Raw genomic sequence first — 20,732 nt, forward strand, 5'->3', positions numbered from 1 at the left:
AATTGCTTATCGCAATTCAAGTTTTGGTGCATTTCATACAATAGGGTATCCTTGTCGCCATCCAGTTTTTACTGATAGTGATGACCAAAAACCTCGACAACGAACAGAAGTACAGCCGCACAGCGTATGCGGATGGCCCGCGCCTGCTGGCCGATATTGGCGCAACCCACGCGCGCTTCGCGCTCGAAACCGCACCCGGCGTGCTGCGCGCGGTGCGCGTCTTGAAATGCGACGATTTCACCGGCATCGTGCCGCTGCTGCATTCGTATCTGGCGGACCACGCCGGCACCCGCATCAATCACGCCGCTTTCGCGCTGGCGAATCCGATCAGCGGTGACCTGATCCGCATGACCAACCGCGACTGGCGGTTTTCGACCGACGAAGTGCGCCGCGAACTGGGCCTGAACACGCTGCTGATCGTGAACGACTTCACCGCGCTGGCGATGTCGCTGCCCGGCCTGGCCGGCGGCGACGTGATGCAGGTAGGTGGCGGAACGCCTGTCGATAACGCCGTCATCGGCGTGCTCGGACCTGGCACCGGCCTTGGCGTATCGGGCGTCATCCCGACACTCGACGGCTTCGTCACGCTGGGCAGCGAGGGCGGCCACGTCAACTTCGCACCGGCCGACGAGCGCGAGTTCGCGATCCTGCAGTTCGCGTGGACCGAGTGGTCGCACGTCTCGAACGAACGCCTGATTTCCGGCCCCGGCATGGAGATCATCTATCGCGCGCTGGCCGATCGCAACGGCATGGACGTCAAACCGCGCTCATCGCCTGAAATCATCAGCGGCGCGCTGGAACAGAACGACGCGTTGTGCATCGAGGTGCTCGAGTGCTTCAGCGGCATGCTGGGCGGCGCCGCCGCCAACCTGGCGGTGACGCTGGGTTCATTCGGCGGCATCTTCATCGGCGGCGGCATCGTGCCGCGCATGGCCGAGTGGTTCGCGAAGTCCTCATTCCGCGCGCGCTTCGAGGCCAAAGGACGCTTCACCGATTACCTCGCGCAGATCCCGACCTACGTGATCATGACGCCGAATCCGGCGTTCTATGGCGTGGCGACGATCTTGTCCGAACACCTGCGCGGACGCAGTGGCGCCAACACGCTGATGGAGCGCGTGCAGCACCTGCAGCACGAACTGTCGCCAGCCGAGCAGCGCGTCGCGACGCTGGTGCTGGAGCATCCGCGCAAAGTGCTGAACGAGCCGATCGCGGAAATCGCGCGCCTGGCCGACGTCAGCCAGCCGACCGTCATCCGCTTCTGCCGTTCGCTCGGTTTCCTTGGCCTGGCCGACTTCAAGCTGAAGTTCGCCAGCAGCCTGACCGGGACGATCCCGGTGCGCCACAGCCAGGTGCGGCGTTCGGACAGCACGCACGACCTGTCGGCGAAGGTGATCGACAATACGGTGTCGGCGATTTTGAAGTTCCGCGACCAGCTCGACGTGGTGTCGATCGACCGCGCCATCCATCTGCTGCGCAAGGCGAACAAGGTGGAGTTCTACGCGATGGGGAATGCGCGCGTGGTGGCGCTGGATGGCCAGCACAAGTTTTTCCGCTTCCGGATTCCGACCGCGTCGTATGGCGACTCGCACCTGTTCACATTGGCGGCGGAGCTGCTCAAGCCGGGCGACGTCGTGATCGCGATCTCCACGTCGGGCAAGCTGCCTGAGTTGCTGGCGGCCGTCGATGCTGCGCGCGCCACGGGAGCGGATGTCATCGCGATCACCAGCAGCAAATCGCCGCTGGCGAAGAAGGCGTCGATTTGCCTGTCTGTCGACCACAGCGAGGACAGCACCACCTTCCTGTCGATGATTTCGCGGATCCTCCAGCTGCTGCTGATCGATATTATCTCGGTCGGCATCTCGCTCGGCGCGCAGGGCGGCGAGTCGGAAGGCGAAACGGAGAACAAGCGCCTGCTGATTTCGCATACCGACGTTTAGGAATCTTGGGAGTTCGGCCTGGACCGCTGGGTGAAAGGAACCGAGCGTTATTGAGCCCAGCTGTATTCCCATCTCCACGGCATATCGGTCTCGCCCAGCACGCGCCTGGCGAGCTCCGGAAAGATGCGCTCGGCGCGGACGTCATTTGCCAACAGCACGATGCAGCGCTGACCTGACTCCAGGCATAGCACCATGTTCCCGGTCGAGTCATTATGTCCACCCTTGAACCACGCTGGACCACTGCGGTCACGGAATGTGACCAGCCCCAGGCCCGCCGCAAGCGATTGCGGCCAGCTGGCCTGTGCGGCTGTGAGTGTGGGGAACTGGCTGGTGGACCCGATCGGCAGCTGTGGCTTGATCAATGCCGCGCGCGCGGCTGCGCTTAGCCCATCGCCGCGCATGATGCCGGCCCACATACGTGACTGGTCATCGATGGTTGTATCCATCGACCCGGCCGCCCTGGGGCTGCTGCGCTGGTCGTGGGGTTCGACCTTGCCTTCGGCCGTATAGCCGTCGGCCAGATTGGCGCCGAAGTCCTCGCGCCAGCTCATGCTCGTATTGCGCATTCCAAAGCGGTCGAAAACACGCCGCTGCATTTCCTGCCCTGTGTCGAGGCCCAGTCCTTTCTCGACGACCAGCTGGAGCAAATAGAAGCCCTCGCCGGAGTAGGCATATCGGCTGCCCGGATCGAAATGGAGCGCAGCTTCTTGTCCGGTTCCAGCCAGCGGAAGTTGGCGAAGCCCGAGGCGTGCGTCAACAGGATGCGTGGCGTCAGCCGTCGCCAGCGCTGGTCATTCGCCAGATCGGTGAAATCGTATGGGTGAGCGTCGTACGATGGAAGCGCTTGCGGGAGCAACGCGCTCAAGGGGGCGTCGAGGTCGAGCTTCCCTTCGTCGGCCAGCTGCAACAGCATGTACGCGAACGCAGTTTTTGTCAGCGAGGCGCCGTACATGATGGTATCGGGGGCGAGCGGAAGTGCATTCGCCACGTTGCGCCTGCCGTAAGCGCTTACCTTCACCACTTTGCCACGTTCGATTACAGCCAGTGCCAGGCCTTCCACGCTGTTGCGCCGCATGAGTGCATGCACTTCGGCATCCGGGATCGCTTCCGGCGCCGGTCGCAGGGCAGAACATCCGGACAGGACGCATGCAAGCAAGCAGATTGCTGTTTTCATCGACGGTGCCCGGGCTGAGTTGAGGTACATCCATCATGACATACGCACGGGCGGCCCGCGCTGTCCTTGAAAGTTCGCCCGGTTTGTGGTGCCATGGGACAGTCCGTCCCGAACCCTGATCCTGGAGTCGCATAAATGCTAGCCAAGCTGTCCGCGAACCGCCGCCGCATCCTGCAGTCGATACTGGCGCTTGGCGCCGGCGCGGCAGTGCCGCTTCGAGCCGCCGCGCCAGCGCTGCTGAGCCGCCGCATTCCGTCCTCGGGAGAGCTTATCCCAGTGGTCGGCCTCGGCAGCTGGATCACCTTCAATGTCGGCAGCGACCCTGCCGCCCGCGCCGAGTGCGCCGCTGTCATGCGCCAGTTCTTCGCGGCCGGCGGAAGGATGATCGATTCGTCACCGATGTATGGCTCGGCGCAGGATGTCATCGGCGCCGGGCTGCAGCAGCTTGGCCGGCCGGCTGGGCTGTTCTCGGCCGATAAGGTCTGGACCAGTTCGGACGGTCCGGCGCAGGTCGCCGGGTCGCGCCGCAAATGGCGCGTTCCCAGGTTCGACCTGCTGCAGGTGCATAACCTGCTCGCGTGGGAGCAGCACCTGCCGATGCTGTTCGCGATGAAGAGGGCCGGCCAGTTGCGCTATGTCGGCATCACCACTTCGGAAGGGCGGCGCCACGCCGACATCCTCAAGATCATGGCCAGCCAGCCGATCGATTTTGTCCAGGTGACGTACAACGCCGTCGACCGCGAGGTGGAGCGGCGCATCCTTCCGCTGGCGCGATCACGCGGCATTGCGGTGATCGCGAACCGGCCATTCCGGCAAGGAGAGCTGACCGCGGCCCTGCGGCGCCATCCGTTGCCGGCTTGGGCGGCGGAGATCAAGTGCACCAGCTGGGCGCAGGTGCTGCTTAAATTTATCGTGTCGCATCCGGATATCACGTGCGCGATTCCAGCGACCTCGCAGGTGGCCCACGTGCGCGAGAATATGGCGGCGGGATCGGGGCCCATGCCCGACGCGGAATTCCGCAACCGCATCAGCGCACATGTCGCGCGTTTACTGTGAGCGAATGGTCTACCTACAGGTTGTCCGACCTGCTGATGTTTTCGGCGCGGACTTACTATCGGCTCATTCAGCTCTACAACCTGGAGGTCTGGCCGCTGCACCTGCTTGCCTTCGCCGCAGGCCTGGCGCTGGTGCTGTGCGTTCGGCGCACCGGTGCTGGCCGCGTCGCGGCGATTGTATTGGGGATCTGCTGGCTGTGGGTGGCATGGGCATTTCACGCCGAGCGTTACACCGCGATCAATTCGGCAGCGCCGTACTTTGCTGCCGCTTTTGCGGTCCAGGGAATGCTGTTGATTTTCGCGGGGAGACTGCACGCAAGCCACGACCGGTTCGGGCCTGGCGTGCTGTCGCTGGCGTTGCTTGGCTACCCGCTGCTGACGCTGCTGAGCGGGCGGCCGTGGCAGCAAGCGGAAATGTTCGGAATCGCGCCCGATCCGACCGTCGCCTTCACGCTGGCGTTGCTGGCGCTTTGCCAGCGCGTCCACTGGATATTATGGCCAGTTCCCCTTCTGTGGAGTGCTGTCAGCGGCGCGACCTTGTGGACCATGGGCGCGCCCAATGCCTGGGTCGTGCCGCTGATTGCTTTGCTTGCGTTGATGCGGATTATTCAACGAAGACGACAGCGGTGCGCGGCGGGATGCTGAAGGTGCCGCTGGCGCTGTCATACGTGGCTTCCGCCACGCGCTTGTCGGACTTGTGCGCCGGATGGATGCGCAGCGTTTTACCCCTGGCTTCGCCAACCGTCACCGTGTGCGCCACCTTGTCGACGTTGAGGAAGTAGCTCACGCCCTTGAAGTTCGCACCCGCATAGCCTTCGCCATCGATGTGCGCGGCGATGACGGTTGGCTCCTGCTGCGGTCCCGTGTTGAAAAAGCGCAGGCGCTGCTTGATGTCGTCCGCGCTGCGCAGGCGGAACAGCGTGCTGCTGGCGCGGATCGCGAGCAGGTCGCGGAAGACGTCGCGTGCATGCGCGATGTCCGCCGGCGATGGCTTGAGCGCGGCGTTGGCGAGCAGTGGCTTGAGCAGCGCGTAGTCCTTGCCGTTGTCTTCGGCACGCGGCATGCCGGTGCCGAAGTAGTTGTCCTGGTAGCTCCAGTCGATGCGGTTGAACCAGTCGCCGGAGTTGAAACTGTTCCGGTCGAGCGATTTCGAGCGCAGCGTGTCGATGCCGGCGTGGTAGTACGCCACGCCCTGGCTGAAGGCGTTGATGGCGGCGCCAAGCATCTGCACCCGTGCGCGGTCGTAGGAAGTGGTCGCGACCGGAAGCTTGAAGGCGTTGATGTCGTACAGCGTGTGGTTGTCGTGATTCTCGACGTAGTTGACCGCTTCACCCGGCTGGCTGGCATAGCCGGCCGGCTGGCCGCCGTAGTCGATGTCCTGCAGCGCCTTCTTCTCGCCTTTGTATGTCGTCAACGGATAGCTGCGCACCGATCCGGCCAGGCCGGCGCGGACCATGTCCGCACTGTGCATCAGGTCCGTTACCGGGCGCTTTTCCGTCGCCGCGTTCGGGTCGTACACCAGGCCGTTGATGTAGCCCTGCAGCTTGAGCATCTTGTCGCCGGAGTCGCCCGCCGATCCGCCGCGGACGTGGTCGCGCGCGCGGTCGCTGAAGGTGCCGATGCCGCTGCCGTTCAGCGAAAGCTGCGACGCCTGCACGAAGCGCGCACCGTCCGCTACTTCGCCGAAGTTCCAGCCTTCGCCGATCAGTTGTACGTGGCGGCCCGCAGCTCTGTCGACGCGCTTCTGCAGCTGCTCCATCACGGAGCGCGGCTGGTGGCCCATCAGGTCGAAGCGGAACGAGTCGATCTTGTATTCGCGTGTCCACAGCTCGGCCGAATCGACCATCAGCTTGCCCATCATGAGGTTCTCGGTGGCCGTGTTGTCGCAGCAGGTGGACTGTTCGACGCCGCCGGTGGCGTTCAGGCGGTGGTAGTAGCCGGGCACGATCCGGTCGAGCACCGACTTTTCCTTCTGGCCGGAAGCGAAGGTGTGGTTGTAGACGACGTCCATGCCTACGCGCAGCCCGGTGCGGTGCAGGTTCATGACCATGTCGCGGAACTCGATGATGCGCCTGGCGCCGTCGGCCGGGTCGCTCGCGAAGCTGCCTTCGGGCGCGCTGTAGTGGTAAGGATCGTAGCCCCAGTTGAAGCAGTCTGTTTCCGCCGTCTTCTGGACCAGTTCCTGCTGCGTATCGCTGTCAGGCGCGCCCGTCGGCTTTGGCTGCGCGCATCCTTGTTCGGGCACGCTGCCGATGTCATAGACCGGCAGCAGGTGCACGTCGGTCATGCCCGCGCGGGCGAGCGCGGTCAGGTGCTTCATTCCGTTCGATCCGGCCTCGCCGAACGCGGCGTACTTGCCGCGGTTCGCGGCGCTGACCGTGTCGTCGTTGATCGAGAAGTCGCGCACATGCAGTTCGTAGATCGTCATGTCGGTCTGCGCCTGCACCGTCGCCTGAATCTTGTGGCTGTCCCAGCCTTTCGGCTTGAGCGATGGCGCTGCCAGGTTGGCGATGTAGCTGCGTTTCGAGTCGGTCGTCAGGCTGACCGAGTAGGGGTCGGTGACGAGGTTGCGCACAACGCCCATGCCGTCGACGACCACGTCCACCGCGTACTTGTAGTATTTGCCGCTCATATCGGCTGGCTTCGAGGCTGTCCACACGCCGGTTTTCGCATCGCGTTTCATCTGCTCGATGCCGCTGGCGCGCGCGCTGCCGCTGTCGAAGGTGCAAACCGAAACGTCGCGCGCGGTCGGCGCCCACAGTTTGAACGATGTGCGGCGCTTGCCGGCGGTGGCGCCAAGGTCGTGGACCTGCGCCGCCGGCGCATACAGTTCGTCGAGTGCCCCGGCGGACTGGATGCGCGTGGCGGCGATAACGGTGCCGTCCGCGGCTTCCTGGACCAGCACCAGCTGCTGGCGGTGCAGCTCCGCCATGTCCTTTTGAGCCACGGCCAGCACCGGCCCTTGCCCTACATATTTGAACCGCTTGCTCACGCCGGCCGGAACGGTGTCCTTGAATTCGGCCAGCTTCAGCGCGCCCGCAGCGCCGCTTACCTTCGCGCCTTTGACCGCGCTGATTGCTGCCGTGGGCGAGTGATACAGCTTGAACGTTCCTGCCGCATCGGCGCCAGGCCATTTAATCAGCCCCGCGTTCAGCCAGACGGCGCGGGCGTCGTACTGCGCAGGCGCGGCATGGACGACAGTCAGGAACGACGCGGCGTCGCACGCTTCGATCGGCGCGGCGGCATGCGCGGCACTTGCGACACAGGCTGCGGCGCCGGCGAGGGACAGGCGGAAAAGGGCTTGGCTGGAGAGGTGGCGCATGGCTGTCTCGGAGTAGGTTGTTATTAACTTACAGACTGTCTGGACGTGATGCGTCCTTGCTCTCACAATGGTAGCGCAATATTTGTAGCTTTACTACGTAGATTTAATGCCCCTCCCAGGACGGGAGGGGCAGCTGGATCAGGCCAGGGCGGCCTTGGTGTCGACGCGGTAGTTGTCGACCATGCGGTAGCGCACTGCGTACATGCCGAATGCGACGGCTGCTGCAAATGCAAACGCGGCAAAGAAGAACATCTGGAACGCCATCACGCCGACCCCGCTATTGGCGATATGCGCGAGCACGGCCTCGTTCTTGACTGCCTGGTTGACGATCAGGACCCACAGTGAGCCGACGGTGGTGGCCAGGAACCAGAACGCCATGATCACGCCCTTCATCGACGCAGGCGCCTGGCTGTAGGCGAATTCAAGCCCGGTTGCCGAGACCAGCACCTCGCCGAACGTGAGCAGCGCATACGGCAGGATCTGCCATGCCATCGACATCGGCTCGCCGCCGTCCATCGATACCTGGATCATGCCAATCACAATCCACGACAGCGCCGAGAACACGATACCGACCGTCATGCGGCGCAGCGCAGTTGGCTCGATGCCGGCCTTGCGGATCAGCGGGTACAGTACCAGGTTATTGAACGGGATGAGGATCATCACCAGCAGCGGGTTCAGCGCCTGCATCTGCGCTGGCAGGATGGTGAACTCGGTGCCGAATGCGGCGACCGTCGGCACCATCGCCTGTGCCTGGACGATCCAGGTCGAAGCCTTTTGGTCGAACAGCGACCAGAACGGTGTCGACAGGCCGAACACGATCAGGATGCGCAGCACGGCGCGCACGCCGTCGACCGCTTCGTCAGGGTGGGCGCCGCGCGCGCGTTCGAGCTGCATCGAGGTGCCGATGCCGCCGCCAGCCAGCAGCAGCACGACCGCGGTACAGGCGGCGATGACAAAGCCCCACTGGAGGCTCATGGCGAGCGAGGCGAGGGCGCCTACCGCGCCGATGCCGGCGACCATCAGGCCAGGGCGGGACTGGCCAGGCTTCGCTGCCAGCAGCGCTGTACGTGCCACACGTGTGAACGAGTTTGGGTCTTCTGGCGCCGGCGGTACGTTGATGTACTTTTTGCGGCCGGACCAGAACACCATGGTGGCGATGAACATCAGGATGCCCGGGATGCCGAAGGCGATCGATGGGCCGAAGTCCTTCAGGAAGATCGGCATCAGCAGCGATGCGAAGAACGAGCCGAAATTGATCATCCAGTAGAAGATGTCGAATACGACCTTGGCCTTGCCCTTGTTGGTCTGGTCGAACTGGTCGCCGACGAACGAGGAGATCAGCGGCTTGATGCCGCCCGAACCAAGCGCGATCAGGAACAGGCCGAAGTAGAAGCCGTTCAGGTTATCGTCCCAGATCGCCAGGCAGGCGTGGCCAGCGCAGTAGACAAGGCTTAGCCAGAAGATGGTGTCGTATTTACCGAAGAAGCGGTCGGCCAGCCAGCCGCCCAGCAGCGGGAAGAAATACACGCCGATGACGAAGGTGTGGAACACGTGCTTGGCTTCGCCCGCGCGGTCCGGCTCCGGGAGGAACAGCAGCAGGGTGCTGATCAGGAATGGGGTGAGGATGTTGCGCATCCCGTAAAAGCTGAACCGTTCGCACCCTTCGGTTGCGATGATGAACGGGATTTGCCGGGGCATTTTCCCCGTCCCGCCTTGAATTTCTACCTGCGACATTTTCGCTCCGAATGTTTTAACCAGACGCGATGCTAAGCCGAAGCGGAAATGCTGGCAACATAAAATTGTTGAGCTCCAAACATAGCTGTAGTTTGACTACTGATCCGTTAAATTTTAGTCCGCTGCGTTCGAGTTAAGTCGTTGATTTTATAGAGTATGTGCGTAATACTTTCTATCTCCGGCAAATTGTAAAAGCGCGCCAAGTCATGTATATTGTGTACAAATTCCCGTCTTGCATTCCACCGGACCCAGCCATGAACAAAGACCTCGCCCAGCATTCCGACGAAAAAGCGACTTGGTATCGCGAAGCAATCATTTACCAGGTTTATCCACGTAGTTTCCTCGACTCTAACGGCGACGGCATTGGCGACCTGCCGGGCATCACTTCAAAGCTCGACTATATCGCGAGCCTGGGCGTCGACATTGTCTGGCTGTCGCCGTACTTCAAGTCGCCGATGAAGGACTTCGGCTACGACATCTCGGACTACTGCGACGTCGACCCGATGTTCGGCACGCTGTCGGACTTCGACGCGCTGATCGCGAAGGCGCACGGCCTGGGCCTGAAGATCATGATCGACCAGGTGATGTCGCACACCGCTGACGTTCATCCGTGGTTTGTCGAGAGCCGCAAGAGCCGGGACAATCCGAAGGCCGACTGGTATGTATGGGCCGACCCGCTCCCGGACGGTAATCCGCCAAATAACTGGCTGTCCGTATTCGGTGGCTCGTCGTGGCAGTGGGACAGCCGCCGCAAGCAGTACTACCTGCACAACTTCCTGGCAAGCCAGCCGGACATGAACTTCCATAGCCCGGATGTACAGCAGGCCCACCTCGACGCGCTGCGCTTCTGGCTCGCGCGCGGCGTCGACGGCGTGCGCATGGATGCATGTAACTTCCACTTCCACGATACTAAGCTGCGCAGCAATCCGGCTGCGACCAAGCGCGATACGGCCACCGTCACCGACGTCAACCCGTACGGCATGCAGTCGCACATCTACGACAAGACGCAGCCCGAGAACCTCGCCTTCCTGCAGAAGATCCGCACGCTGCTCAATGAATTCGGCGCGGTGGCGATCGGCGAAGTAGGCGCGGACGATGCGCTCGGCGTCATGGCCGAATACACCGCCGACGGCGACAAGCTGCACATGGCGTACAGCTTCAACCTGCTCACGCCACAGTTCTCGGCTGCCCACATCCGCACGCAAGTCGAAGAATTCGAAGCGCGCGTCAAGGGCGGCTGGGCCTCCTGGTCGGTCGGCAACCACGACGCGATCCGCGTGATGACGCGCTGGGGCGGCGACAACCCGACGCCTGCGCTGGCCAAGCTGGTGCTGGCGATGCAGCTGTCGCTCAAGGGCACGCCGTGTCTGTACCAGGGCGACGAACTGGCGCTGACCGAAGCGGACGTGCCGTTCGAGCTGCTGCAGGACCCGTATGGCATTACTTTCTGGCCGGAGTTCAAGGGCCGCGATGGCTGCCGCACACCGATTCCATGGACCAGCGAGAAGCCGAATGCCGGGTTCACGACTGGCAAGCCGTGGCTGCCGGTGGCCGAGCCGCATATCGCGGTGGCGGCGTCGGTGCAGGAGAGTGATCCGGAGTCGCCGCTCAATTTCGCGCGCCGCCTGATCGCATGGCGTCGCAATACGCCGCAGCTGACGCGCGGCGAGATTGTGTTCTTCGACGCGCCGGAACCTGTGCTGGCGCTGCGCCGCGATCTGGCGGGGCATCCGGGTGTGGTGGCGGTGTTTAATTTGGGCGCTAAGCCAATCGAGGTGGACTTGCCGGCCGTTGCGGGCGCGGTCGCGATGACGGGGCACGGGCTGCACGGTAGCGTCAATGGGACGAAGGTGACGCTGCCTGCATTTGGCGGATGGTTTGGTACGGTCGAATAATCCATACAATGACCAGCCTCGCCGCTACCTCCAAACTTTCGCGTACCGCCTTCGCCGACGGCCCGCGCCTGCTGGCCGACATCGGCGCGACCCACGCCCGCCTCGCGCTCGAAACCGCCCCTGGCGCCTTCGGCTCCGTGCGCGTGCTGCGCTGCGACGACTTCGAAGGCATCGTCCCGCTGCTGCGGTTCTACCTCGCCGACCACGAACACATCACGCTCCACCACGCCGCACTGGCTGTCGCCAACCCGATCAACGGCGACAAGGTCCGCATGACCAACCGCGCCTGGGAGTTTTCCACCGACGCGGTGCGCCGTGAACTCGGCCTCCACACCCTCCTGATCGTCAACGACTTCACCGCGCTGGCAATGGCCCTTCCAGGGCTGAAGCCCAACGACCTGATGCAGGTCGGCCAGGGCACGGCCGGCGCCAACGCCGTCGTCGGAGTGCTCGGACCTGGTACCGGCCTTGGCGTGTCCGCCGTCATCCCAACGGTGGACGGCTTCGTCACCCTGGGAAGCGAAGGAGGGCACATGAACTTCGCGCCCGCCGACGAGCGCGAGTTCGCGATCCTGCAGTACGCGTGGAAGGAGTGGTCGCACGTGTCCAATGAGCGCCTGATTTCCGGCCCGGGCATGGAGATCATCTATCGCGCGCTGGCGCAGCGTAACGGCGTCAAGACCGCGCCGCGTTCATCGCCTGATATCATCACCGGCGCGCTCGACGAGCGCGATCCGCTTTGCCTCGAAGTGCTCGACTGCTTCAGCGGCATGCTGGGAGGCGCGGCCGCCAACCTTGCCGTTACGCTCGGCGCGTTCGGCGGCATCTTCATCGGCGGCGGCATCGTGCCCCGGATGGGCGAGTGGTTCGCGCAGTCGTCGTTCCGTGCGCGCTTCGAAGCGAAGGGGCGTTTTTCGGACTACCTGTCGAGTATCCCGACCTACGTGATCACCACGCCGCACCCGGCCCTGCGCGGCGTCGCGACGATTTTGTCGGAGCACCTGCGCGGGCGCAGCGGCGCCAACACGCTGATGGAGCGCATCGCGCACCTGCAGCACGAGCTCACGCCCGCCGAGCAGCGCGTGGCGAAGCTGGTGCTGGAGCAGCCGCGCCTTGTGCTGAACGAGCCGATCGCGGAGATCGCGCGCTCTGCCGACGTCAGCCAGCCGACCGTGATCCGTTTCTGCCGCTCGCTCGGTTTCCTCGGCCTGGCCGACTTCAAGCTGAAGTTCGCCAGCAGCCTGACCGGCGCGATTCCGGTCCGGCATAGCCAGGTACGTACCGGAGACAGCACCCACGATTTGTCGGCGAAGGTGATCGACAACACGGTGTCGGCGATCCTGAAGTTCCGCGACCAGCTGGACGTGCGTTCGATCGACCGTGCCATCGAACTGGTGAGCAAGGCGAACCGGGTCGAGTTTTACGCGATGGGGAATTCGCGTGTCGTGGCGCTCGATGGCCAGCACAAGTTCTTCCGCTTCCGCATTCCGACGTCGGCGTACGGAGACTCGCACCTGTTCACGCTGGCAGCGGGCCTGCTCAAGGCGGGGGATGTGGTGATCGCGATTTCGAATTCCGGGCGTTTGCCGGAGCTGCTGGAGGCGGTGGCTGCGGCACGGGCGGCCGGTGCGGATGTCATTGCGATTACCAGCAGCGGTTCGCCGCTGGCAAAGCGCGCCAGTGTGTGCCTGGCTGTCGATCATACGGAGGACAGTACGACCTTCCTGTCGATGATTTCGCGGATGCTGCAACTGCTGCTGATCGATATCGTATCGGTCGGGATTTCGCTCGACGGCAGCGGCAAGGAACTCGGCGAGGCGGATCACCGGCGCATGATGATCTCGCACCTCGATAGCTGACGCTTATTCGCCGATCATCTCGCCCGACGTGCGTGCCATCGGGCGCTTCTCCTTGCGCCACTTCTCGAGAGTGAGCGGGGTATCGGTGCCGAAGTCCTCGACCAGTATCTCGCTGCCCTGCTGCGCGACCAGGAAGCTGTCCCACGGGTGCGCCGCGTCGCTGCCATTTTCAACAAAGCTGAACTGCCAGTAGCTCTTGCCGTTGATGACGCGCGGCGCGCTGTCGTATTCGATCAGTGCGCCGCGCACTTTGCCGCCCGACGCTTTTTCAAGCTGGATTGACCAGGCCTGCAGTTCCGGCAGCGCCATCAGCGCGCTCATCGCCTGTTCGCGGGTGCGGCTGGCGGCAGCATCGGTAGCGGCAGCCGCCGGTGCCGGCGCAGCAGGGGCAGGCGCCGGCTTCTCACGGCAGCCGCCCAGCACCGAGGCAAGCGCGATGACCGCGGCCAGCGCTACGCCGCTGATGCGTTGATTGGACGATTCCTGCTTGAGCATGTTGGCACCTCTTTTTATAGTGCGGCCATACTAAACCAAAGGCATGGCGGGGGCAATCATGCTCGCTGCGGACGGTTTTACTTCAGCGAGCCATTGGCTTTCATCGCTTGCTCAAGGTACTTCGCCAGCTCAGGCGTGGGCGCCGCGACAGGCGGGCCGCCAAGGTGCTTGTGCAGCATCTGCTGGAGCAGGTAGCTGTACGCCTGGCGAACGATTGGCTTGCGCGGATTGTGGCCTTCGTCCGGGTCGACCAGCAGGCTGACCGGTTTTCCCAGTCCCTGCAGCCGCGCGACGTAGTCCGTCACCGCCGCAATGTCAACCTTGTCGTCTTTGCCGCCCGCGATCAACAACAGCGGCTTGGTGATTTTTTCAGGATGCGCGGCCGGTGCCGCATCGGCAATGCGCTTCATCGCGGCTGGGTCGTCGAGGTGGATGCCCATCTCGGCAAGCGTCACCGAGAACGGCACGCCGCCTGCGCCCATGACGTCTCCTGCATCGCTGGCCAGCTTGAGGGTGCGCGCGAAGTCCGGCGGAGGGACGGTCGCCATCCCGAACTGGAACAGGTCCGGCTCGTTCGTCAGTGCCAGCAGTGTCGAATAGCCGCCGAACGAATCGCCCATGATCGCAAGGCGCTTCTTGTCGCCCACGCCGTTGGCGAGCAGCCAGCGCACGCCTTCGATGATGTCCGCCTGCGCGCGGCCGTTGCCGAAGTCCGCCTTCGGGGCCAGCATGTACTTGTCGCCGTAGCCGGTCGAGGCGCGGAAGTTTGGCTGGAATACCGCGACGCCGCGGTTGACCACCAATTGCACCAGGCTTGTGTAGTTATTGTCGAAACTGGACCACGGTCCGCCGTGGACCATCGTCAGCATCGGCAGGCTGGCGGCAGCTTTGCCCGGCGGGAGGCTCAGGTAGCCGTGGACGATGGCGCCGTCGGAGGCGCGGTAGTGCACGGGGATCTTGGCGGCCAGCTGCTGTTCGGGCAGCGGGTTGCCGAGCTGGCGTTCCTGCGCGAGTATTTCGGTGAAGCTGCGGGCCTTGCGGTCGTACAGCCAGAAGCGCTCCTGCTGCAGGCGGGCGCCGCGTTCGGACAACAGCCACTGCGCAGCGGCTTCGGCCGCGCCGATGCTGATCGTCGTGTCCGGGAAGCGGCGCGTGATGTCGGCAGCCGCTGCTTTTGCCGCAGGCGTCAGCCCGTGAAGGCGGCGCTGGGGCATGTCATAGATGGCAAACAGCGGCTGTTGCGAGGCTGGCGAAACAACGACGGTGCGCAGGTCGCTGAGCGCGGCTGGATCGGTGTGCAGAACGCGCTGCGCCTGCTTCGCGAGGTCGATTTCAATGAACGCCTTGCGGTCGTCGGCGTGGTTCACGACCATCGTCAGGCGGTGCTGGTCGCCCGACACCAGGTTGCAGGCGCGCAGGCGCTTGCAGCGGGTCGCCTCGATCCACGTATCGCCTGCCTTGCGCGAGACGACCTGGTTGTACTGGTCGTCGAGCGTGCGGGTGAAGGCAAGCTGGCCGGCGCCGTCCAGCAGGAACTCCTCAAGCTGGCGTCCTTCGTACAGCAGTTCGCGGGTTCCGTCGGCATTGAGGCGCGAGAGGCGGTAGATCTTCGCGGCGCGGTCGAATTCCTCGACCAGTGCTGCGCGTGGACGTGCCGTGTCCACTGCCACGAACTGCTGCGCGAGCTTGCGGTCGAAGGATGCGATCTTGCTTCCTGAACCACCGTCGACCGGCAGCACGGACAGGCCGTCGCCGCTGTCGATGAACAGCGCCTTGCTGTCGCTCGCCCAGTGCACTTCCTGGCGGCCGGTCGACGTCAGCAGCCGCTTCTTCTCCAATGTCCGCGTATTCATCAGGTTCAGGTGCAGCGACTGGCCGTCGATCTCGACGAAGCTGACGAAGGCGCCATCGGGCGACAGCTTGACGTCGCGCAGCCGCGAGCGGCGGCTGAAGTCGTCGTCTCCGATGAAGGGGGCTGCGGGCAGCGCGGCGTTGCGGGCGATCGCTTCCTTGAGCGAGCGCGTTTCCGCCACTGGTGCGGCATGAGCGAACGATGCCGCGGCAAGGCAGGCTATAACGATGGCGCGAACGGGTCCTGCCCGTTCAATCTGACGGGAAAACATGGTGACTCCTTTTTGTTATGGTTGGCTGTCTGGCTGGATCAGGCTGCGGCGGCCGCAGCCTGCGGTGCTTCGTTCGCTTTTGGCTGAGGCGGCCGCGCATGCAGCACCATCAGGCAAAGCAGGGATGGGGGACCGAGCAGGATGCAGCTGGCGATCCATGCGGCCTTGCCAAATGGCGTCACCCTTGACCGGCGCAGCCAGAACCAGGCGCCGCCGGCGGACAGCAGCGACAACGCTGCCGCCGCAATCCATATGGAAGGAGGACGTGGATACCGCAGCTCGATCGCGGCGTCGCTGTCGCCTCGGTCGAGGATATGGCCCTCGTCAAGGAGTGCGTCGGGCAGCGCGTGCACCGCATGCAGTACCGGCGAGATCAGCCATGCGTGATGTTCGAACACCGGGGCGAAGTCGTGTGCCAGCTGGCGTTTCGCCACAACGCTTGCGCGTCCCGCCGCGTCGACCAGCATAATCGTCTGGGCCGATTCTCCGGCGCCCTGGATCATCGCGCGGCCGAAGCTGAACGAGACCAGCGAGCCATCGAGCAGGCCGGCGATGTCGATGCGATCGAGGTCGCTGAATGGGCCGGGCAGGGGAGCGCTGTACGCCTCCTTCAGCATCCCTTTATCGTCGTCGTCCGGACGCTGGTAGGCGATCAGGCGGTGATTGGTAATTACGTAGAGGCGCTCGCCAACGAGCTTCGGTGTGCGCGCCAGCGTCTCCGGCGCGCGCAGGGCGATGAGCGGGCGCACGGCGCCGCTGTCGCTGTCGAATGCGTACAGGTCCTGCGGCGTGAGGATGTATCCCTCCTCCGGCAGGATTGGCACGGCAGGAAACGGCTGCATGTCGCCGATGCCGTGCAGTCCCAGCGTGCCGCTCACCTGCGAGGTGAACGTGTCGCGGCCATGGAAGCGCATGGTGTCGTGGCTGAAGGTCCATTCGACGTGGCGTCCGGCGTCCTCCCATTGCAGCGTGTCGAGATTGCTGGCCTGGTGGCGCACCGGGAACTTCGATCCGGATGGCTCGAAGTTGGCGACGTCGAGCAGCGGAACCTGGCGGCGCCATTGCGGCGCACGCGGGTCGGTCGAGTGCGCGAGCCCGGCCAGCAGCAGGTCGCGGCCTTCGGCGCGGGTCGACTCGGTAAAGCCGCCGGCCGGTGGCGTCGGCATATTGAGCGGATGCGTGCCGAGACCGATCTGGACGTTTTGGTACATCACCGAGCCGCCCCACAGCAGCACGAAATAGAAGCCGAACATCAGCGGCACGGCGGTCGCCGCCGCCATCGCGGGATTGGCAGGTGGCGCCATGCGGTCAGGCTTGAAGGCGCCCGATGCGGTGAAGGCAAGCAGCGCGACGCACAGTGCGCCCGCCAGCAGCATGACGAATCCGGATGCGAGGTGGGCCATCAGCAGGAAGGGCACCAGCAGGATGACGATCGCGCTGCGGCTGCGGTTGAGGATGACGTAGCTGCCGGCGAGCCATGCGCTCAGCGTCAGGATCACCAGGTGCAGTACCAGTACGTAGTGGCGCGCGTCGACCGTCCGGGCGCTCAGCACGTCGTTGCCGAGGACCGCCAGCAGCGCCGGAAGCCCGACGGCAAACACGATCAGCGCGAATGCCGCCAGGCCGATGGCGCCGAAGATCGCGCGCGGCGCCAGCGGGCGGTGCAGCAGCCATATCCAGCGCCCCGGCTGGCGGTAGCTGCCGAACTGGTACAGCGCGAACGCCAGCCCGGCCAGCATGTAGGCCGCGAGCGCCAGCATGTGCAGCTCCCAGCGGCTTTGCAGCAGGTCGGTCATGCGGTGGACGAACAGCTGCAGCAGCAGGTGAACGCCGGCGAAGATCAGCGCGGCGTTCCTGAATCGCCGGCATTCGCTCAAGAAGAGGTCTTTCATGATTCTTCCTTCAGGCTGCGAGTTGGACCGGCGCGTTCGACACATGGCCGCGCGACAGGAAGCTGTTGACGGCGCGGTCCAGGCTGACCGGCATGCTGTGCACGCTGCGCGCGCCCAGCAGGCGCAGGCGCGCACCGAAGTCTTCGTCCTGGTCGAACACGACGAAGTGGGTCAGGCCCTCGAGCCGCTGGATTTGCAGCACGCCGGGGAGGTGGCTGGTGTCGGGATCGCGGAACGGGAATTCGGCGACCCACAGCTGCACCTGTTCGCAGAATTCGAACGGCGCCGACATGTGGCGCAGCGTTCCGCGCTCGAGGATGATCAGGTTGTCGGCGACGCGCTCGATCTCTTCCATCTGGTGCGAGCAGTAGATGATGGTCGAGCCGTCTCCCACGCTGGTGAACATCAGCGCTTCGAGGAAGGCGCGCTTGGCGACGACGTCGAGGCCGAGGGTCGGTTCGTCGAGTATCAGCAGGTCCGGGCTTTGCGCGAGCGCCAGCGCCAGGTTGACGCCGGCGCGCTCGCCGCGCGAGAGCTGGGCGATCTTCTGCTCGGGCAGCACGTTGAAGTGGCGTAGCACCTCGCCGTGGCGCTGCTGGTTCCATTGCGGGTACTGGCGGCGCTGCATCGCGGTCACTTCATCGACGCGCATCCAGCCGGGCAGGGTGTGCTCTTCGTTGACGAAGCCGATGCGGCCGCGCAGCGCGTGCGGCAGCTGCGTGCTGTCGTGGCCGAGGATGCGCGCGGCGCCCGAATCGGGGGTCTCGAAACCGAGCAGCACGCGGAACAGCGTCGACTTGCCCGCGCCATTGGCCCCGACGATGGCGTGGGTGCCGCCGCGCGGGATATTCAGCGTCAGGTTGTCGAGCGCCATCTTGCGCTGGTACTGGAGGCATAGCTGACCGGCCTCGATTACGAAATCGCTCATCGTCATTCCTCAGGCGGTTTTTTTGGGAAAGCACTGCTCGAGTTCGCCCGCCACCCTGTCCACGATCGCGCCGGCGGGATATCCCAGGCCGACCACGTCGCCGACGAAGCGCTGCACGGCGTCGTCGAGACGGCGGTTGCGTTCTTCATCGGACAGGCGCTGGCGCGGGATGGCGACAAACACACCGAGGCCGGCGCGCGAGTCGAGCCAGCCTTCGGCCGTCAGTTCGCTGTAGGCCTTGGCGACGGTGTTCGGGTTGACGGTGAGTTGCTGCGCCAGGCCGCGCACGCTGGGCAGCGCGGCGCCGACCTCGAGTTCACCGCTGGCGATCATGCGCCGTACGCCATCGACGATCTGGCGGTTGATCGGGCGTGGGTCGCCAGTGGCGATTTGAAGCATCAGGGCGGCGCGGCGGGTCATGGTGGGGTGTCCTATACTGTACTATTACGGTTAGTACAGTAGCATCGCGTTTATCGACGGTCAACATATTTTTTGGGGTTTGGACGTATGCGAGCGCGGACTCAGCATGGATTCCCGCCTCCGCGGGAGCGACGTTTTTAGGCCAACTAATACAAAAAAGCCTGCAAGGCATAACCTTGCAGGCTTTTTTTCTGCTGGGAGCAGGGCACCTGAAGCAAGCGCCCAAGTCCGGCTAATTACATCATGCCGTCCATGCCACCCATGCCGCCCATGCCGCCCATACCGCCCATGCCGCCCATCGCTTGCTTGTCGTCAGCCATTTCGCAGACCATTGCATCGGTGGTCAGCATCAGGCCGGCGATCGACGCTGCGTTCTGCAGTGCCGAACGGGTAACTTTGGCTGGATCCAGCACGCCCATCTCGACCATGTCGCCGTAGGTGCCGTTGGCTGCGTTGTAGCCGTAGTTGCCTTTGCCAGCCAGTACAGCTGCAACGACTACCGATGCTTCTTCGCCGGCGTTCTGGACGATCATGCGCAGTGGCTCTTCCATTGCGCGCAGGACGATCTTGATGCCTGCGTCCTGGTCAGGGTTGTCGCCCTTGACGGTCAGGTTCGCGCGGGCGCGCAGCAGTGCTACGCCGCCGCCAGGAACGATGCCTTCTTCAACAGCTGCGCGGGTTGCGTGCAGTGCATCTTCGACGCGTGCTTTCTTTTCCTTCATTTCGACTTCGGTGGCAGCGCCAACCTTGATCACTGCAACGCCGCCTGCCAGCTTGGCAACGCGTTCCTGCAGCTTTTCACGGTCGTAGTCCGAGGTTGCTTCTTCGATCTGGACGCGAACCTGCTTGACGCGTGCTTCGATCGAGGATGCTTCGCCAGCGCCGTCGATGATGATGGTGTTTTCCTTGCCGACTTCAACGCGCTTAGCCTGGCCGAGTTCTGCCAGCGTGACCTTTTCCAGGGTCAGGCCGACTTCTTCAGCGATCACCTGGCCGCCGGTCAGGATAGCGATGTCTTCCAGCATTGCCTTGCGGCGGTCGCCGAAGCCCGGAGCCTTGACGGCAACGGTCTTCAGGATGCCACGGATGTTGTTGACAACCAGGGTTGCCAGCGCTTCGCCTTCGATGTCTTCCGCGATGATCAGCAGTGGACGGCCAGCCTTGGCAACTTGTTCCAGGATTGGCAGCAGGTCGCGGATGTTCGAGATCTTCTTGTCGCACAGCAGGATGAACGGGCTATCCTGGATAGCGACTTGCTTGTCCGGGTTGTTGATGAAGTATGGCGACAGGTAGCCGCGGTCGAACTGCATACCTTCAACGATGTCCAGCTCGTCGTTCAGCGACTTGCCGTCTTCAACGGTGATAACGCCTTCCTTGCCGACTTTTTCCATGGCTTCAGCGATGCGCTCGCCGATCGAATAGTCGGAGTTAGCCGAAATTGCGCCAACTTGCGCGATTTCCTTGGTGGTGGTGCATGGCTTGGAAATCTTGGCCAGCTCTTCGACGGTGGCAGCGACTGCCTTGTCGATGCCGCGCTTCAGGTCCATCGGGTTCATGCCGGCAGCAACGAACTTCATGCCTTCGCGAACGATCGCCTGCGCCAGGACGGTTGCAGTGGTGGTGCCGTCGCCGGCGTTGTCGCTGGTGCGCGAAGCAACTTCCTTGACCATCTGCGCGCCCATGTTCATGAGCTTGTCTTTGAGTTCGATTTCTTTCGCAACCGACACGCCGTCCTTGGTGACGGTAGGGGAGCCGAACGAACGCTCGAGCACAACGTTGCGGCCTTTCGGGCCCAGGGTGACTTTCACCGCGTTGGCGAGGATGTTGACGCCTTCAACCATTTTGGCGCGCGCTGCGTCGCCGAACACTACATCTTTAGCTGCCATGTTTGTTTCTCC

14 protein-coding genes and 1 pseudogene are annotated in these 20,732 nt (G+C 63.8%); 5 read left to right on the top strand and 10 right to left on the bottom strand.

The window, feature by feature from the left end:
• Positions 1-80: 80 nt before the first annotated feature.
• A complete protein-coding gene (gene glk / locus HHL21_RS09295; protein ID WP_169465001.1) occupies positions 81-1,937 on the top strand; it encodes a glucokinase in 1,857 nt (618 codons plus the stop codon).
• A 47-nt stretch (positions 1,938-1,984) separates the two neighbouring features.
• Here glk and HHL21_RS21920 read toward each other — a convergent pair whose 3' ends face one another.
• Positions 1,985-2,722 (bottom strand): serine hydrolase domain-containing protein, encoded by a 738-nt coding sequence (locus HHL21_RS21920; RefSeq protein ID WP_370659696.1) that lies wholly within the window; start codon positions 2,720-2,722, stop codon positions 1,985-1,987.
• Between the two features lie 2 nt (positions 2,723-2,724).
• Positions 2,725-3,141 (bottom strand): annotated as a pseudogene (locus HHL21_RS22145) (serine hydrolase domain-containing protein); the annotation flags it as partial.
• Between the two features lie 105 nt (positions 3,142-3,246).
• On the opposite strand from HHL21_RS22145, the gene HHL21_RS09305 reads away from it, so the two are divergent.
• Positions 3,247-4,167, top strand: coding sequence for an aldo/keto reductase (locus HHL21_RS09305; protein ID WP_169465003.1), 921 nt, complete (start codon positions 3,247-3,249; stop codon positions 4,165-4,167).
• A 20-nt stretch (positions 4,168-4,187) separates the two neighbouring features.
• Positions 4,188-4,811 (top strand): DUF6064 family protein, encoded by a 624-nt coding sequence (locus HHL21_RS09310; RefSeq protein WP_229496249.1) that lies wholly within the window; start codon positions 4,188-4,190, stop codon positions 4,809-4,811.
• On the opposite strand, the gene HHL21_RS09315 is transcribed toward HHL21_RS09310, so the two are convergent.
• Positions 4,771-7,488, bottom strand: a complete 2,718-nt coding sequence (locus HHL21_RS09315) for an alpha-1,6-glucosidase domain-containing protein (RefSeq protein ID WP_169465007.1) — start codon at positions 7,486-7,488, stop codon at positions 4,771-4,773. The genes HHL21_RS09310 and HHL21_RS09315 overlap by 41 nt on opposite strands.
• A gap of 138 nt (positions 7,489-7,626) precedes the next feature.
• A complete protein-coding gene (locus HHL21_RS09320) occupies positions 7,627-9,186 on the bottom strand; it encodes a POT-type proton-dependent oligopeptide transporter (protein ID WP_169465009.1) in 1,560 nt (519 codons plus the stop codon).
• Positions 9,187-9,476: 290 nt separating this feature from the next.
• On the opposite strand from HHL21_RS09320, the gene HHL21_RS09325 reads away from it, so the two are divergent.
• Together HHL21_RS09325 and HHL21_RS09330 are read left to right on the top strand one after the other, a co-directional pair.
• Entirely contained in the window at positions 9,477-11,117 is a 1,641-nt protein-coding gene (locus tag HHL21_RS09325; RefSeq protein ID WP_169465011.1) for an alpha-amylase family glycosyl hydrolase, read from the top strand.
• Positions 11,118-11,125: 8 nt separating this feature from the next.
• Positions 11,126-12,976, top strand: coding sequence for a glucokinase (locus HHL21_RS09330; RefSeq protein WP_169465013.1), 1,851 nt, complete (start codon positions 11,126-11,128; stop codon positions 12,974-12,976).
• A gap of 3 nt (positions 12,977-12,979) precedes the next feature.
• On the opposite strand, the gene HHL21_RS21645 is transcribed toward HHL21_RS09330, so the two are convergent.
• From HHL21_RS21645 to groL, 6 genes are all read right to left on the bottom strand, one after another.
• A complete protein-coding gene (locus HHL21_RS21645; RefSeq protein WP_229496251.1) occupies positions 12,980-13,471 on the bottom strand; it encodes a hypothetical protein in 492 nt (163 codons plus the stop codon).
• A 77-nt stretch (positions 13,472-13,548) separates the two neighbouring features.
• Positions 13,549-15,594: an alpha/beta hydrolase family protein gene (locus HHL21_RS09340; RefSeq protein ID WP_169465016.1), complete on the bottom strand. Its 2,046-nt coding sequence runs from the start codon at positions 15,592-15,594 to the stop codon at positions 13,549-13,551.
• A 38-nt stretch (positions 15,595-15,632) separates the two neighbouring features.
• Positions 15,633-17,486 (bottom strand): hypothetical protein, encoded by a 1,854-nt coding sequence (locus HHL21_RS09345; protein WP_169465018.1) that lies wholly within the window; start codon positions 17,484-17,486, stop codon positions 15,633-15,635.
• A 10-nt stretch (positions 17,487-17,496) separates the two neighbouring features.
• Positions 17,497-18,414, bottom strand: coding sequence for an ABC transporter ATP-binding protein (locus HHL21_RS09350; RefSeq protein WP_229496253.1), 918 nt, complete (start codon positions 18,412-18,414; stop codon positions 17,497-17,499).
• Positions 18,415-18,423: 9 nt separating this feature from the next.
• Entirely contained in the window at positions 18,424-18,834 is a 411-nt protein-coding gene (locus HHL21_RS09355; RefSeq protein ID WP_169465022.1) for a GntR family transcriptional regulator, read from the bottom strand.
• A 236-nt stretch (positions 18,835-19,070) separates the two neighbouring features.
• Positions 19,071-20,720, bottom strand: a complete 1,650-nt coding sequence (groL, locus tag HHL21_RS09360; RefSeq protein WP_169465025.1) for a chaperonin GroEL — start codon at positions 20,718-20,720, stop codon at positions 19,071-19,073.
• Between the last annotated feature and the right edge of the window lie 12 nt (positions 20,721-20,732).

Source organism: Massilia polaris, assembly GCF_012927275.1.
In the GTDB taxonomy this organism is placed as follows: Bacteria; Pseudomonadota; Gammaproteobacteria; order Burkholderiales; family Burkholderiaceae_D; genus Telluria_A; species Telluria_A polaris.